This window comes from Sulfuritalea sp., from assembly GCF_031426875.1.
Classification (GTDB): Bacteria; Pseudomonadota; Gammaproteobacteria; order Burkholderiales; family Rhodocyclaceae; genus Sulfuritalea.
In genome coordinates this window covers 79516-96281 of the sequence record NZ_JASJPC010000034.1, presented here as the reverse complement: position 1 = coordinate 96281, position 16766 = coordinate 79516, and the positions used below count along the sequence as shown (strand labels likewise).

The 16766-nt window shown below is 63.8% G+C and carries 13 protein-coding genes; all 13 read left to right on the top strand.

Features of this window, described 5'->3' with window-relative positions; translation table 11 throughout:
- The first annotated feature begins 34 nt into the window (after positions 1-34).
- Entirely contained in the window at positions 35-832 is a 798-nt protein-coding gene (locus RMO95_RS15970) for a CbbQ/NirQ/NorQ/GpvN family protein (protein WP_310451638.1), read from the top strand.
- Positions 833-947: 115 nt separating this feature from the next.
- The gene (locus RMO95_RS15965) at positions 948-3281 is read left to right on the top strand and encodes a VWA domain-containing protein (protein WP_310451637.1); all 2334 of its coding nucleotides are present in this window, start codon (positions 948-950) and stop codon (positions 3279-3281) included.
- Between the two features lie 180 nt (positions 3282-3461).
- Complete coding sequence (locus RMO95_RS15960; protein WP_310451636.1) at positions 3462-4553, top strand: class 1 fructose-bisphosphatase; 1092 nt, start codon at positions 3462-3464, stop codon at positions 4551-4553.
- 14 nt (positions 4554-4567) lie between these two features.
- On the top strand, positions 4568-5440 hold the full coding sequence (locus RMO95_RS15955) for a phosphoribulokinase (protein WP_310451635.1): 873 nt from the start codon (positions 4568-4570) through the stop codon (positions 5438-5440).
- A 114-nt stretch (positions 5441-5554) separates the two neighbouring features.
- Entirely contained in the window at positions 5555-7591 is a 2037-nt protein-coding gene (gene tkt / locus RMO95_RS15950) for a transketolase (protein ID WP_310451634.1), read from the top strand.
- 23 nt (positions 7592-7614) lie between these two features.
- Entirely contained in the window at positions 7615-8619 is a 1005-nt protein-coding gene (gap, locus tag RMO95_RS15945) for a type I glyceraldehyde-3-phosphate dehydrogenase (RefSeq protein ID WP_310451633.1), read from the top strand.
- A gap of 19 nt (positions 8620-8638) precedes the next feature.
- The gene (locus tag RMO95_RS15940; protein WP_310451632.1) at positions 8639-9820 is read left to right on the top strand and encodes a phosphoglycerate kinase; all 1182 of its coding nucleotides are present in this window, start codon (positions 8639-8641) and stop codon (positions 9818-9820) included.
- Complete coding sequence (gene pyk, locus RMO95_RS15935) at positions 9817-11265, top strand: pyruvate kinase (protein WP_310451631.1); 1449 nt, start codon at positions 9817-9819, stop codon at positions 11263-11265. The genes RMO95_RS15940 and pyk overlap by 4 nt, the downstream gene beginning before the upstream one ends.
- Positions 11266-11308: 43 nt before the next feature.
- Positions 11309-12373 carry a class II fructose-bisphosphate aldolase gene (gene fba / locus RMO95_RS15930; RefSeq protein WP_310451630.1) on the top strand — a complete coding sequence of 355 codons (1065 nt, stop codon included), beginning with the start codon at positions 11309-11311 and terminating at the stop codon, positions 12371-12373.
- Between the two features lie 59 nt (positions 12374-12432).
- Complete coding sequence (locus RMO95_RS15925) at positions 12433-12879, top strand: phosphate-starvation-inducible PsiE family protein (protein WP_310451629.1); 447 nt, start codon at positions 12433-12435, stop codon at positions 12877-12879.
- Positions 12880-12900: 21 nt separating this feature from the next.
- Positions 12901-13806: a phosphoribosylaminoimidazolesuccinocarboxamide synthase gene (locus RMO95_RS15920; RefSeq protein WP_310451628.1), complete on the top strand. Its 906-nt coding sequence runs from the start codon at positions 12901-12903 to the stop codon at positions 13804-13806.
- Between the two features lie 142 nt (positions 13807-13948).
- Entirely contained in the window at positions 13949-14644 is a 696-nt protein-coding gene (locus RMO95_RS15915; RefSeq protein ID WP_310451627.1) for a DUF2189 domain-containing protein, read from the top strand.
- Positions 14645-14685: 41 nt separating this feature from the next.
- Positions 14686-16731 carry a M3 family metallopeptidase gene (locus RMO95_RS15910; RefSeq protein ID WP_310451626.1) on the top strand — a complete coding sequence of 682 codons (2046 nt, stop codon included), beginning with the start codon at positions 14686-14688 and terminating at the stop codon, positions 16729-16731.
- The last annotated feature ends 35 nt before the right edge of the window (positions 16732-16766 follow it).

Genomic DNA, 16766 nt, shown 5'->3' with positions numbered 1-16766 from the left:
AATCTGCGCAATCTGTGGATAAGGCGAATTTGAAATGAACGGCGCCTACTCGATTCGGGTCGAACCGTTTTACGCGCCGCAAGGCCGCGAGGTCGATCTCTACGCGGCGGCCTACGCCGCGCGGCTGCCGGTGATGGTGAAAGGCCCCACCGGTTGCGGCAAGTCGCGCTTTGTCGAATACATGGCCTGGAAGCTGGGCAAGCCGCTGATCACCGTGGCCTGCAACGAGGACATGACGGCGTCCGACCTGGTCGGACGCTACCTGCTCGATGCCAGCGGCACGCGCTGGCTCGACGGCCCGCTGACCACGGCCGCGCGCATCGGTGCGATCTGCTATCTCGACGAGATCGTCGAGGCGCGCCAGGACACCACGGTGGTGATCCATCCGCTGACCGACCATCGCCGCATGCTGCCGCTGGACAAGAAGGGCGAGCTGATCGAGGCGCATGCCGATTTCCAGCTCGTCATCTCCTACAACCCCGGCTATCAGAGCCTGATGAAGGATCTCAAGCAGTCGACCAAGCAGCGCTTCACGGCCTTCGATTTCGACTATCCGGAGGCGAGCCTGGAAGCCCGCATCGTCGCCAGGGAAACCGGGATCGAGGAAGCCGTTGCCAGTCAGTTGGTCAAGATCGGCCAGGTGGCGCGCAACCTCAAGGGCCATGGCCTCGAAGAAGGCATCTCGACGCGGCTGATCGTCTACGCGGCGACGCTGATCCGGCGCGGCGTGGCGCCGACCGATGCCTGCCGCATGGCGATGGTGCGGCCGATCACCGACGACGCCGACATCCGCGCCACGCTCGATCACGCCATCGACGCAGTCTTCGCCTGAAGAGCTGGCGCTGATGAAACCCCTGCGCTACAAGGCGGTCGAGCAAGAAACGCTCTCCTCGCCGTAGCGGATGGCGACACGGCGCGACAAGAGCCCATTCAATCAGCAGCGAACCATGGCGACCGGATTTCGCCCCGTCACCGACGCGCGCCAGCGGCAGATGGCGCATCCCCAGGCGCAGGCCTGGTGGCAGGCGCTCGACTGTGGCTTCGCACCCGTGGCCGATGTCTTCGAGGAGTGTCTGTACGAAGCGCTGAGCAGCTTCAGCAAGCCGCAGATGGAGGCGTTCATCGAGGCAGCGCGCTACATCGGCAAGCTCGGTCGCGGGCCTGAGCCGCTGCTGGCTTTTCTCGAAGAATGGCCGGCGGTGGCCGCCGCCGCCGGAGTCGATCAGCAAGGCCTGCTGCCGCCGGTCATGAGCGCCATTCGCGCCATGCAGCAGTCGCCCAACAGCAAGGCCATCACGCCCTTCCTGCAGACGCTGGCGGCGGTCGCGCGGCGCCTGCCGTCCGCCGATCAGCTGCGCATCTACCTGGACATCTCACAGGACTTGATGGCGCGTACCTCGGGATCGATCCACGGCCACCACACCACCTTCCCCAGTCCCGCCCTGCCCGAGTTCTTCGCGCAGGCGCCGCGCCTGCTCGGCCTGTTGTCGACCACCGGCTTGCGGAACTGGACCGAGTACGGCATTCGCAATTACGCCAATCACCCGGAGCGCCAGGTCGACTATTTCAGCCTGCAGTCGGCCGACAGCCATGCCGTGCTGCAGCGTGAACGCCACGGCACGCTGTTCGCCGACGTGGAACGGCAACTCGATCTGTATCTGCGCGCGCTGTGGCGCGACAGCGAACAACTGGTGCCGTATTCGACCGCGCAATTGACGAGCGGCGAGTTGCGCAAGCCCGTGCCCTACTACGACCATCTGGGCATGCGCGTGCCCGACGTGTTCGACGACGTTCGCGGCCCCGATGGCGAAGTCAGCGGCCTCGACCGCTATCGCGCCGTGCTGGCGCACATGGTCGGCCATCGCCGCTGGAGCCAGGCGCAGATCGCCGACAACTGGAGTCCCTTCCAGCGCATGGCGGTTGAGTTCTTCGAGGACTGCCGCGTCGAAACCCTGCTGATGCGCGAATATCCGGGCCTCTCCCGCATCTTTCTGGCCCTGCATCCAAAGCCGCTGGAAGATGCCTGCGATCCGGAAACCACCTCCTGCCTGCGCCACCGCCTGGCGATGCTCTCGCGTGCCCTGCTCGATCCCGGCCACGGCTACGGCGAACCGGTGCTGCTCGATTTCGTCCGGTGCTTCCATCAAATGCTGGCTGGCCGTGAATCCAGCACCGCGGAAAGCGCCACGCTGGCGCTGGCCTATGTCACCCGGACCCGCCGCCAGAGCGACCAGCTCGCCAGGATACATTTCGACGACACGGTCATCGACTACCGCGACGACAATCGCCAGTTGTGGAAATTCATCGAGCAAGGCGACGAGGAAGAGGCCTTCGACGAGGAGCGCAAGCTGGAACCCGGCGAAGAATTGCACGGCCTGCCGCCGCGCCGCTACCCCGAATGGGACGGCGCGAGCCAGACCTACCGGCCGGACTGGGTCAGCGTCTATGAAGCCATGCATGCCAGCGGCAGTCCCGCCGAGATCGACCGCCTGCTGGCCAAGCATGCCGCGCTGGCCAAGCAGCTCAAGCGCCTGCTCGATCTGCTCAAGCCGCAGGACAAGGTACGCATCCGCTATCAGGAGGAGGGCAGCGAGCTCGACCTCGACGTCGCGGTCGGCTCGCTGATCGATTTCAAGAGCGGCGCCACTCCCGATCCACGCATCAACATGAGCCACCGTAGCGACGGCCGCAACATAGAGGTCCTGCTACTGCTCGATCTGTCGGCATCGCTCAATGAGAGAGTTGGCGCTGGCGGCACGGCGAGCGGGCAGACGGTTCTCGAACTGAGCCAGGAAGCCGTTTCGCTGCTGGCCTGGGCCATCGATTGCCTCGGCGATCCCTATGCCATCGCCGGCTTCCATTCCAACACCCGGCACGAGGTGCGCTACCAGCACATCAAGGGTTTCTCGGAGCGCTGGGACGACACGGTCAAGGCGCGGCTGGCGGCGATGGAAGCGGGATTCTCGACGCGCATGGGCGCGGCCTTGCGTCATGCCGGCCACTATTTGTCGCATCGCCAGGCCGACAAGAAGATCCTGCTGCTGCTGACCGACGGCGAGCCGGCGGACATCGACGTCAGCGAGCCCGGCCATTTGCGCGCCGATGCCCGCAAGGCCGTCGAGGAACTGGCGGCGAAGGGCGTCACGACTTTCTGTTTGAGCCTCGATCCGCGGGCCGACGACTATGTGCGCGATATCTTCGGCAAGCGCTGGCGCGTGCTCGACCGCATCGAGCGCCTGCCCGAGACGCTGCCCAGCCTGTATCTGGAGCTGACGCGCTAGAGGCTATCGCCGCGGGCTCTCCCGCGATGTCTGCGGGAAAATAGCGGGCTTATTTGAAGGATAAGAAAAAGTGAATGGTGCTTATAGATCGATACGATTACATTGGCCGCTAAGCAAGCGGGGATACGCGGGCCGGTAGCGGGTTGCGGATACTTCGACAAAACTTTAGGAGTGGGGCTCATGCACCAGAAGCGCATCACATTGACGCGTTACACCATCGAGGCGGAACACAAGCATCCGGGTGCCTCTGGAGAGTTCTCCGGCCTGCTCAATTCGCTGGCCACGGCCATCAAGGTCATCTCCAACCAGGTGAACAAGGGCGCCCTGGTGGGAGCCCTGGGCAATGCCGGCGAGGACGGGGCAATGGTCAACGTCCAGGGCGAAGTGCAGAAGAAGCTCGACGTCATCAGCAACGAAGTCATGCTGCAGGAAAACGAATGGACCGGCTATCTCAGCGGCATGGCTTCCGAGGAAATGGAAGACGTCTACAAGATTCCCGATCATTGCCGGCGCGGCAAGTATCTGCTGGTCTTCGATCCGCTCGACGGCAGTTCCAACATCGACGTCAATCTGACGGTGGGCAGCATCTTTTCGATCCTGCGCGCGCCGAACCCCGGCAACCATGCCAGTCTTGAAGATTTCCTGCAGCCGGGTACCGAGCAGGTCTGCGCCGGTCTTGCGCTCTACGGGCCGGCGACCATGCTGGTGCTGACCACCGGCGACGGCGTCGACGGCTTCACGCTGGACCGCGATATCGGCGCCTTCATCCTCACCCATCCACGGATGCGCATTCCGGCCGACGCCCACGAGTTCGCCATCAACGCATCGAACGAGCGATTCTGGGAACCTCCGGTGAAGCGTTATGTGGAAGAGTGCCTGGCCGGCAAGACGGGCCCCCGCGGCAAGGATTTCAACATGCGCTGGGTGGCCTCGCTGGTGGCGGAAACCTTCCGCATCCTTACCCGCGGCGGCATTTTCATGTATCCGAAGGACAGCAGGGATCCCTCCAAGTCGGGCCGTTTGCGCCTGATGTATGAAGCGAATCCGATCTCCTTCATGATCGAGCAGGCCGGCGGCGCAGCGACCACCGGCCGCGAGCGGGTGATGGACCTGGCGCCGACGGACCTGCACCAGCGCGTGCCGCTGGTCTTCGGTTCGAAGAACGAAGTCGAGCGCCTTACCCTCTATCATGACGAGTATGCCCGCGGCAAGGAGCCGGATACCTTGAAGTCACCGCTGTTTTCCACGCGCTCGTTGTTCAGGACCCAATAAACCAGGAGGCTCGCATGTCGGTCAAGCATCCCATTGTTGCCATCACCGGATCATCCGGCGCCGGCACGTCCACGGTCACCAAATCCTTCGATCTGGTGTTTCGCCGTGAAGGCTTCAAGGCAGCCATCGTCGAGGGCGATTCCTTTCATCGCTACGACCGCAAGGCCATGAAAGTGGCGATGGAGGACGCGCGCCTGCAGGGCAACAATCATTTCAGCCATTTCGGTCCGGAAGCCAATCTGCTCGAGGAACTGGCGGGTCTGTTCAAGACCTATGGCGAAACCGGCATGGGCAAGGTGCGCAAGTACTTGCACAATGCCGAAGAGGCGGCGCCGTATGGCCAGCAGTCGGGTGAATTCACCCCCTGGGAAAACATTCCCGGAGACACCGACCTGATGTTCTACGAGGGCCTGCACGGCGCGGCGGTCACCGACAAGGTCAATGTCGCCCAGCAGGCCGACCTGCTGGTCGGCGTGGTGCCGATCATCAACCTGGAGTGGATCCAGAAGCTCCAGCGCGACAAGCATCAGCGCGGCTATTCGACCGAGGCGGTGGTGGATACCGTGTTGCGCCGCATGCCCGACTACGTCAATTACATCACACCGCAGTTCTCGCGCACCCACATCAACTTCCAGCGGGTGCCGACCGTCGATACCTCGAATCCCTTCATCGCCCGCGATATTCCGACGGCCGACGAGAGCTTCGTGGTGATTCGCTTCGCCAACCCGAAAGGCATCGATTTCCCCTACCTGCTGTCGATGGTGGCGGGTTCCTTCATGTCGCGGCCGAACATCATCGTGGTGCCCGGCGGCAAGATGGAACTGGCGATGCAGCTGATCTTCACGCCCCTGATTCTGCGCTTGATGGAAAATCGCAAACGGGCATGACCGTCAGCGAATCAAGCACCTAGCTGTCTACCTAGCGCGATCCGCCCGGTTTCGCCGATAATACCGGGCTACCCGGACGGAACTCATCCCGTCAACCAATCTAGTGATGCCGCCATGACAAATCTGTCGATCGTCTCCGCACCTGCCGCCGCCTCCGTGGGCTCGGTTCTCTCCAACGCCGTCCGCGCCCTCGCCATGGACGGAGTGCAAAAGGCCAATTCGGGACACCCCGGCGCCCCCATGGGCATGGCGGAAATCGCCGAGGTGGTTTGGAACCGCCATCTGCGCCACAATCCGCGCAATCCGCACTGGGCCGATCGCGACCGCTTCGTGCTGTCCAACGGTCACGGTTCCATGCTGCTCTACTCGCTGCTGCACCTGACCGGCTACGACCTGTCGATCGACGACCTCAAGCAATTCCGCCAGTTGCACAGCAAGACCCCGGGCCACCCCGAATACGGCTATACGGCCGGCGTCGAGACCACCACCGGTCCGCTCGGACAGGGCATCACCAATGCCGTGGGCATGGCGATGACGGAAAAGCTGCTGGCCAACGAGTTCAACCGGCCCGGTCACGAGATCGTCGATCACCGCACCTACGTCTTCCTCGGCGACGGCTGCCTGATGGAAGGCATCTCGCACGAAGCCTGCTCGCTGGCGGGAACCTGGGGCCTGGGCAAGCTGGTCGCCTTCTGGGACGACAACGGCATCTCGATCGACGGCCACGTCGAAGGCTGGTTTACCGACAACACGCCGGAGCGTTTCCATGCCTACGGCTGGCAGGTGATCCGCAACGTCGATGGCCATGATCCGGCCGCCATCGATGCGGCGGTCCGCGAGGCCAAGGAAGACACCACGCGCCCCACCCTGATTTGCTGCAAGACGGTGATCGGCATGGGCGCACCGAACAAGCAGGGCAGCCACGACGTGCATGGCGCGCCGCTGGGCGACGCGGAAATTGCTGCGGCCCGCGCCCATCTGGGCTGGCCGCACGCAGCCTTCGAGATTCCGCAGGAGGTCTATGCCGGCTGGGATGCCAAGCAGAAGGGCGCCGAGCGCGAGACCGAATGGAACCGCAAGTTCGAGGTTTATGCCAAGGCCTTCCCCACCGAAGCTGCCGAATTCAAGCGCCGCATGTCCAATGCACTGCCCGCCAACTGGGCCGAACATGCCAGGAAGGCCATCGAGGCGGTCAACGCCAAGGCCGAAACCGTCGCCACGCGCAAGGCCTCACAGATCGCCATCAACGCCCTGGCGCCGGCGCTGCCCGAGTTCCTCGGCGGCTCGGCCGACCTGACCGGCTCCAACCTGACCAACTGGACCGGCTGCAAGGCCGTCTCCGGCAAAACGCCTGGCAACTACATTTCCTACGGCGTGCGCGAATTCGGCATGGCGGCGATCATGAACGGCATGGCCCTGCACGGCGGCGTGCTGCCCTTCGGCGGCACCTTCCTGATGTTCTCCGAATACGCCCGCAACGCCCTGCGCATGGCAGCGCTGATGAAGCAGCGCGTGATCTACGTGTTCACCCACGACTCGATCGGCCTCGGCGAGGACGGCCCGACCCACCAGCCGGTGGAACAGACCGCGACGCTGCGCATGATTCCCAACATGGACGTCTGGCGCCCCTGCGACACGGTGGAAACCATGGTGGCCTGGACTTCTGCGGTGGAAAAACTGACCGGCCCGACTTCCCTGTGCCTGTCGCGCCAGAACCTGCCCTTCGTGCCGCGCGACGCGGCGACCATCGCCAGCATCGCGCGCGGCGGCTATGTCATTTCCGAGGCGAAGAACGGCAAGGCCAAGGCGGTCATCATCGCCACCGGCTCCGAAGTGGAAATCGCGCTCAAGGCACAGGCGGCGATGGAAGCCGAGATTCCGGTACGCGTGGTATCCATGCCCTGCACCAGCATTTTCGACCGTCAGGATGCCGCCTATCGCGAGTCCGTGCTGCCCAAGGGCGTGCCGCGCGTCGCCATCGAAGCCGGCGTCACCGACGGCTGGCACAAGTATGTCGGCGCCGCCGACGCGGGGCAGGGTGCGGTCATCGGCCTCGATCGTTTCGGCGAGTCGGCCCCGGCCGGCCAGCTGTTCAAGGAATTCGGCTTCACCGTGGCGAATGTGGTGAAGACCGTCGAGCAATTCATTTAAATCACTACCAGGAGAGTATCCAAATGGCTATCAAAGTCGGTATCAACGGTTTCGGTCGCATCGGCCGCATGGTGTTTCGCGCCGTCGCCAAGGAGGCCGAATTCTCGGACATCGAGATCGTCGGCATCAATGACCTGCTGGAGCCCGACTACCTGGCCTACATGCTCAAGTACGACTCGGTGCATGGCAACTTCAAGGGCGACATCGTCGTCGACGGCAGCAACCTGATCGTCAATGGCAAGAAGATTCGCCTGACGGCGGTCAAGGATCCGGCCGAACTGAAGTGGAACGAAATCGGCGCCGACCTGGTGATCGAGTCCACCGGCCTGTTCCTGACCAAGGAAAGCTGCGAGAAGCACATCGCTGCGGGCGCCAGGAAGGTGGTGCAGTCCGCGCCTTCCAAGGACGATACCCCGATGTTCGTCTTCGGCGTGAACCATGCCAAGTATGCCGGCGAGAAGATCGTCTCCGCCGCTTCCTGCACCACCAACTGCCTGGCCCCGGTGGCCAAGGTGCTCAACGACAACTGGGGTATCAAGCGTGGCCTGATGACCACGGTGCATGCCGCCACGGCGACGCAGAAGACCGTCGACGGCCCGTCGAACAAGGACTGGCGCGGCGGCCGCGGTATCCTCGAGAACATCATCCCGTCCTCCACCGGCGCGGCCAAGGCCGTCGGCGTGGTGATTCCCGAACTCAACAAGAAGCTGACCGGCATGGCCTTCCGAGTCCCGACCTCCGATGTGTCCGTGGTCGACTTGACCGTGGAACTGAGCAAGGAAGCCTCCTACGCCGACATCTGCGCCGCCATGAAGGCCGCCTCGCAGGGCGCCATGAAGGGCGTGCTGGGCTACACCGAAGAGAAGGTCGTCGCCACTGATTTCCGTGGTTGCTCGATGCCCTCGATTTTCGATGCCGAAGCCGGCATTGCGCTCGACAGCACCTTCGTCAAGGTCGTCTCGTGGTACGACAACGAGTATGGCTACACCTGCAACATGCTGCGCTTCGTCAAGCACGTCGCGAAGTAAGGGGCCAGGGAGACTCGCAATGACGTTCAAGCGTCTGTCTGATTTCAACCTGGCCGGCAAGCGCGTCTTCATCCGCGCCGACCTCAACGTGCCGGTCAAGGACGGCAAGGTCACCTCGGACGCGCGCATCACCGCCTCGATGCCGACCATTGAGTTGTGCCTCAAGGCCGGCGCCAGGGTCATGGTGACCTCGCACCTCGGTCGTCCCGAGGAGGGCGTCTATGCCGAGGAAAACTCGCTCAAGCCGGTCGCCGACGTCATGGCCAATAAGCTGGGCAAGCCGGTGCGCGTGATCCGCGACTGGGTCGACGGTGGTTTCGAAGTTGCGACCGGCGAAGTCGTGCTGCTGGAAAACTGCCGCTTCAACAAGGGCGAGAAGAAGAACGTCGAAGCGACGGCAAGGAAGTACGCCGCGCTTTGCGATCTGTTCGTCATGGACGCCTTCGGTACCGCGCACCGCGCCGAGGCATCGACTTACGGCGTGGCGGAGTTCGCGCCGGCGGCCTGCGCCGGCCTGCTGGTGGCCGAGGAACTCGAAGCGCTGACCAAGGCACTGGCAACCCCGGCGCGGCCGATGGTGGCCATCGTCGGCGGCTCCAAGGTGTCGACCAAACTGACCGTGCTCGAAGCGCTGTCCGAAAAAGTCGACCAGATGGTGGTCGGCGGCGGCATCGCCAACACCTTCCTCAAGGCTTCCGGCCGGAACGTCGGCAAGTCGCTGTGCGAGGATGACCTGGTGCCCACGGCACAGGCGCTGATGAAGAAGATGACGGCGCGCGGCGCGACGATTCCGATCGCGGTCGACGTGGTCTGCGGCAAGAAGTTCGATGCCGCCGAGCCGGCGGTGCAAAAGGATGCCGGCGCCGTGAGTGACGACGACATGATTTTCGACATCGGCCCGAAGTCGGCGCAGGAATTGGTCGATATCATCATGAAGGCCGGTACCGTGGTGTGGAACGGCCCGGTAGGCGTCTTCGAATTCGACCAGTTCGGTGAGGGTACCAAGGCCATTGCCATGGCCATCGCCAATACCAAGGCCTTCACGCTCGCCGGCGGCGGCGACACGATCGCCGCGATCCAGAAGTACGACATCTACGACAAGGTGTCCTACATCTCGACCGCCGGCGGTGCCTTCCTCGAGTTCCTCGAAGGCAAGAAATTGCCGGCGGTCGAGATGCTCGAACAACGGGCGGCTGGATGACGGCTTCGCTTCAGCGCTCGACCAAGATCGTTGCCACGCTTGGTCCTGCGTCGAGCAGCCCGGAGCGCATGCTGGCGCTGGTGGCTGCCGGAGTGGATGTAGTCCGCATCAACTTTTCCCATGGCACAGCAGACGACCATCGTCAGCGTGTCGATGCCTTGCGGGCCGCGGCGCATGACGCCGGACGTACCGTGGGCGTCATGGCGGACCTGCAGGGACCCAAGATCCGGATCGGCAAGTTTGCCGCCGGTCCGGTGCAGATCAAGGCCAACCAGGAATTCATCCTCGATGCCGCCTGCACCCTGGGTGACGAGGGACGGGTGGGGCTCGACTATCCGGATCTGGTCAAGGACGTACGAGCCGGCGACGTGTTGTTGCTCGATGACGGACGCACCGTGTTCGACGTGCTGAAGGTTCAGGGCAAGGAAATCCTTTGCCGCAACCGCCACGACGGCGAACTCTCCAACAACAAGGGCATCAACAAACAGGGCGGCGGGCTCACGGCGCCCGCCCTGACCGCCAAGGACATGGAGGACATCCGCACCGCGGCCAGCATCGGCACCGACTATGTGGCGGTGTCCTTTCCCAAGTCGGGCGACGACATGCGTCTGGCGCGAGCGCTGCTGACGGCGGCCGGCTCGAATGCGCTGCTGGTGGCCAAGATCGAGCGCGTCGAGGCGATCGAGAACCTCAACAACATCCTTGAAGCCACCGACGGCGTCATGGTCGCGCGCGGCGACCTGGCGGTCGAAGTCGGCGACGCGGCCGTGCCGGCCCTGCAAAAGCGCATCATCCGCACCGCGCGCGAGTTCAATAAATTCGTCATCACCGCGACGCAGATGATGGAGTCGATGATCCACAGCCCGGTGCCGACCCGTGCCGAAGTGTCGGACGTGGCCAATGCCGTGCTCGACGGCACCGATGCGGTGATGCTCTCGGCGGAAACCGCGACCGGCGACTATCCGGTGCAGACCGTCGAGGCCATGGCGCGCATTTGCGTCGAAGCCGAAAAATCCTCCGACTTCCCGCTCGACACGCATTTCCTGCATCGCGTATTCACCCGCATCGATCAGTCGATCGCCATGGCCGCGCTGTTCGCCGCGCATCACCTGAAGGTCAAGGCCATCGCCTCGCTGACCGAGTCAGGCTCGACCGCGCTGTGGATGTCGCGCCTCAATACGGGCATCCCGATCTATGCCCTGACCCAGGAAGTGCGGACACGCTACAAGGTCAGCATCTTCAAGGGCGTGTTTCCGGTCATGATGCGGCAGAGCGGCCAGGATCGCGACCAGGTGCTGCTCGATGCGGAGGAAGCCCTGATAGCCGCCGGCGCCGTCGAAGTCGGCGATCTGATCGTGCTGACCATCGGCGAGCCGATCGGCAAGCCGGGCGGCACCAACACCATGAAGATCGTCAAAGTGGGCGAGCATCGCTCGAACCAATAAGCCGTAAAACGAGTCACAGTAAATTCATACTTAGGAGATTGCCATGCCCCTGGTTTCCATGCGTCAACTGCTCGACCACGCCGCCGAAAACGGTTACGGCCTGCCGGCCTTCAACGTCAATAATCTGGAGCAGATCCAGGCCATCATGGAAGCCGCCGAGGAAACCAACAGCCCGGTGATCATGCAGGGCTCGGCCGGCGCCCGCAAGTATGCCGGCGAGCCCTATTTGCGCCACCTGATCGAGGCCGCGATCGAGACCCATCCCGACATCCCGATCGTGATGCACCAGGATCACGGCGCCAGCCCGGCGATCTGCATCCAGTCGATGCGCTCCGGCTTCTCCAGCGTGATGATGGACGGCTCGCTGATGGAAGATGCCAAGACCCCGGCCAGCTTCGAGTACAACGCGCGCGTGAGCCGCCATGTGGTCGATATCGCCCACGCCATCGGCGTGTCGGTCGAGGGCGAACTGGGTTGCCTGGGCTCGCTGGAAACCGGCATGGGCGAGAAGGAAGACGGCCACGGCGCAGAAGGCGCGCTGTCGCACGACCAGTTGCTGACCGATCCCAACGAAGCCGCCGAATTCGTCAAGGCTACCGGCGTCGACGCCCTGGCGATCGCCATCGGCACCTCGCACGGCGCCTACAAATTCACCCGGCCGCCCACCGGCGCCGTGTTGCGCATCGACCGCATCAAGGAAATCCACGCCCGCATCCCGAATACCCATCTGGTGATGCACGGTTCTTCCTCGGTGCCGCAGGACTGGCTCAAGATCATCAACCAGTACGGCGGCACCATGGGCGAAACCTATGGCGTGCCGGTCTCTGAGATCGTCGAGGGCATCAAGCACGGCGTGCGCAAGATCAACATCGACACCGACCTGCGCATGGCCTCCACGGGCGCGGTGCGCAAGTACCTGGCGGAGAACACCAAGGACTTCGATCCGCGCAAATACCTGGCGGCCGCGCGCAAGGCGATGAAGGAAATCTGCATTGCCCGCTACACGGCCTTCGGCTGCGCCGGCCAGGCCAGCAAGATCAAGGCGATTTCAATGGAAAAGATGGCCGAGCGCTACAAGAAGGGCGAACTCAACGCGATCGTGAAGTGAGCGGCGATTTGCGGTAAATTAAGGGGCCGCCCCACTCGGGCGGCCTTTCCTTTTCTGGCATGAACATCCAATCCCACACCTTCGATCGGCTGCGCAAATTCTTCAGCAGTGGTCTCGACCTGGTCGAGTATGCCGGTCTGCTGGTGATTGCCTTCGCCACCACCGTCGCCATGTACCAGGAGGCGGTGGTGATGATCGAGTCGCACCGGGTCGCGCTGGCCGACCTGCTGCTGATGTTCCTCTACCTCGAGGTGCTGGCCATGATCGGCCAGTATTTCAGGTCCGGGCAATTGCCGGTGCGCTTTCCGCTCTACATCGGCATGGTGGCGCTGGCGCGCTACCTGATCCTCGACCTCAAGGACATGAGCGAGTGGCGCATGCTGGCGGTCACGGCTGCGATATTCCTGCTGACGGTCGCCGTGCTGGCGATCCGCTACGGCCATGTACGCTATCCCTATCGCGAAGATGCCGACGAGAATCGCGGCAAAGCCTACGTTCGCGAATAAATCCTTTTTTCGAGCATCTTCATGCCCATCACGACTCCGCCGCTGTTCGAATCGACCATCAAGAGCCTGCCGCTGCTTGGCCGCGGCAAGGTGCGCGACATCTATGCCGTCGGCGAGGACCGGCTGCTGATCGTCACTACCGACCGCCTTTCGGCCTTCGACGTAATCCTGCCCGACCCGATTCCGGGCAAGGGTGCGGTGCTCACTGCCATGGCCAATTTCTGGTTCGGCAAGCTGGCGCATGTGGTGCCCAACCAGCTGACCGGCATCGATCCCGAAACCGTGGTGGCCGATGAGGCGGAGCGAATCCAGGTGCGCGGGCGCGCCCTGGTGGTCAAGCGCCTCAAGCCGCTGCCGATCGAAGCCGTGGCGCGCGGCTATCTGATCGGCTCGGGCTGGAAGGATTACCAGGCCACCGGCGCCGTATGCGGCATTGCGCTGCCGCCCGGCCTGCAAATGGCCCAGCAACTGCCCGCCGCCATATTCACTCCGGCGACCAAGGCCGAGATGGGCGACCATGACGAGAACATCGACTATGCGGCAGTCGAGAAGCTGATCGGCGCCGAACTGGCGAAGACGGTCAGGGACACCACGCTGCGCCTGTACCGCGAGGCGGCCGCCTATGCGCGCGTGGTCGGCATCATCATCGCCGACACCAAGTTCGAATTCGGTCAGGATGCCGACGGCCGACTGTACCTGATCGACGAAGTGCTGACGCCCGATTCCTCGCGCTTCTGGCCGGCCGACCAATACAAGGTGGGCATCAGCCCACCCAGCTTCGACAAGCAGTTCGTCCGCGATTACCTGGAAACCCTGGACTGGAACAAGCAGGCGCCGGGACCGAAGCTGCCGCAGGACATCGTAGCCAAGACCGCGGCCAACTATCTCGAAGCGCTGACCCGCCTGACTGGCACGCGGACGATCTGAATTCGACGACCGCGTTTGGCCGATGAATCACTCCGTCGCCGTCCCGCCAGCGCCGCCCGCAGGGGGTAGCGGCCCCGACTCCGCCGGGAACATAAGGCTTCCCCAGGTACGCCAGATCGATATAACCACGCCATTTACATGGTTGCAGCGCGGCTGGGCAGACCTCTGGCGGCAGCCCGCGGCCAGCCTGTTCTACGGCGTCGCGGTGGCCGTGACCGGTGCCGTGATCCTCGGCGTGACGGCGAGCCTGCCCTACCTGTTCGGCGCCGCCATCACCGGCTTTCTGCTGGTGGCACCGATGCTTGCCGCCGGACTCTATGAGCTTTCGCGCCGCTATCTGGCCGGCGAGCCTGCCACGCTGTTCGATTCGATGCGGGCCTGGCGGCGCAATCCATCGGCGCTGGTCAGCTTCGGCCTGCTGTCGATGCTGGCCGGCACGGTGTGGCAGGTAGTTTCGGCGGCGATCGTGGCGGTGTACTACAAGGGCCCGGCCCTGGCGCCGCTGGACATGATGATCGAGGTGCTGATCAACCCACAGCACTACCTGATGTTCTTTATCTACCTCGGTGCCGGCGGTGTCCTTGCCGCCCTGGTATTCGCCCTCAGCGTGGTTTCGATGCCGATGCTGGTCGACCGCCGCTGCGATCTGCTTTGCGCGCTGTTGACCAGCCTCAACGCGGTGGCCGCGAATCCGCTGCCGCTGGCTTTGTGGGCGCTGATCATCATGCTGCTGACGGGTCTCGGTTTCGCCACGGCCCTGGTAGGGATGATCCTGGTCATGCCCTGGCTCGGCCACGCCAGTTATCACGCCTACAAAGACCTCGTCGAAGAGACTTGATGGGGCATTGAAGCCCCGTTTTCTGCCCCCACCTCAAAACCATGAATCCCTTGCTCGATTTCAGCGGCCTGCCCCGCTTCGATGCTGTTCAGCCCGAACACGTCACCCCCGCCATCCGCCAGTTGCTGGACGAAAACCGTGCCTTGATCGAGCGCCTGATCGATCCGGGAACTGCCGCAAGCTGGGATGCCTTCGAGCAGCCGATGCTCGATGCCGGCGAGCGCCTGTCGCGCGCCTGGGGCATCGTCGGCCATTTGCATTCGGTCAATGACGTGCCGCCCTGGCGCGAGGCCTACAACGCCATGCTGCCCGAGGTGTCGAGTTTCTACGCCGATCTTGGGCAGGATCTGGCCCTGTTCGCCAAGTTCAAGCTGCTCGCCGCCGGGCCGGAGTTCCCCACGCTGTCGCCGGCCCGGCGCCGCATCATCGAGAACGAGTTGCGCGATTTCCGGTTGTCGGGCGCCGAACTGCCCGAAGACCGCAAGCCGCGCTTCAAGGAAATCCAGGAAGAGCTGTCGGCGCTGGGTGCGAAGTTTTCCGAGAACCTGCTGGATGCGACCAACGCGCACAGCGAGTGGATCACCGATGAGGCCCAGCTCTCCGGCCTGCCCGAGGATGCGAAGTCGGCGGCGCGGGCCGCCGCTGAAAAGGACGGCAGGCAGGGGTGGAAATTCACTCTGCATGCGCCGTCCTACATGCCGGTGCTGCAGTTCTGCGACAACCGCGAGTTGCGCGCACGCATGTATCGCGCATCTGCCACGCGTGCGTCCGAGTTCGGCCCGGAGGGCTGGAACAACGGTCCGCTGATCGAGCGCCTGCTCGCGCTGCGCCACGAAGAAGCGACGATGCTCGGCTACGCCAGCTTCGCCGAGGTCTCGCTGGCCACCAAGATGGCCGACACGCCGGCGCAGGTGGCCGCCTTCCAGCGCGACATGGCGAGAAAGGCCCGCCCCTTTGCCGAGCGCGACATCGCCGAGCTGCGGGATTTCGCCCGGCTGGAACTCGGCATGGACACGCTGGAAAGCTGGGATCTGGCCTGGGCCGCGGAAAAACTCAAGCAGCAGCGCTACAGTTTCTCCGACGACGAAGTGAAGCAGTACTTTCCCGAGCCCCAGGTGCTGGCCGGGCTGTTCCGCGTCATCGAGTCGCTGTTCGCCGTCAAACTGGCTCCCGATGCCGCAGCGGCCTGGCATCCGGCCGTGCGCTTCTTCCGCATCGAGCGCGACGGCAAGCTCATCGGCCAGTTCTATCTCGACCTCTATGCGCGCGAAACCAAGCGCGGCGGCGCCTGGATGGACGATGCGATCACCCGCCGCCGCGTTGCCAGCGGCGTGCAGACGCCGGTGGCCTACCTCAACTGCAACTTTCCGGCTCCGGTCGGAGACAAATTCGCCACCTTCAGCCACGACGACGTGATCACCCTGTTCCATGAATGCGGCCACGGCCTGCATCACCTGCTGACGCAGGTGGACGAACTGCCGGTATCGGGCATACACGGCGTCGAATGGGATGCCGTCGAACTGCCGAGCCAGTTCATGGAAAACTTCTGCTGGGAATGGGACGTGCTCTCCGGCATGACGGCGCACGCCGAAACCGGAGCGCCTTTGCCGCGCGCGCTTTACGACAAGATGATCGCCGCGAAGAATTTCCAGAGCGGCTTGCAGATCCTGCGCCAGGTCGAATTCGGCCTGTTCGACCTGCTGCTGCACAGCGAGTTCGTGCCCGGCGGCAACCGCAGCTTCATGGATTTGCTGGCTGAGGTGCGCCGCGAAGTGGCGGTGCTGGTGCTGCCCGAGTGGAACCGCTTTCCGCACAGTTTTTCGCACATTTTCGGCGGTGGCTATGCGGCCGGATACTACAGCTACAAATGGGCCGAGGTACTCTCCGCCGATGCCTACGAGGCTTTCGAAGAGGCGGCCAGGACCAGTGGCAGCACGCTCGATGCGGCGACCGGCGAGCGTTTCTGGCGCGAGATCCTGTCGGTCGGCGGTTCGCGGCCGGCGCTCGAATCCTTCAGGGCTTTCCGCGGCCGTGAGCCGCAACCCGATGCCTTGTTGCGGCACAACGGGATGGCCGCAGCCGCCTGAATCGGCGGCCTCAATCGCCGTTACCTGCCCGCGAA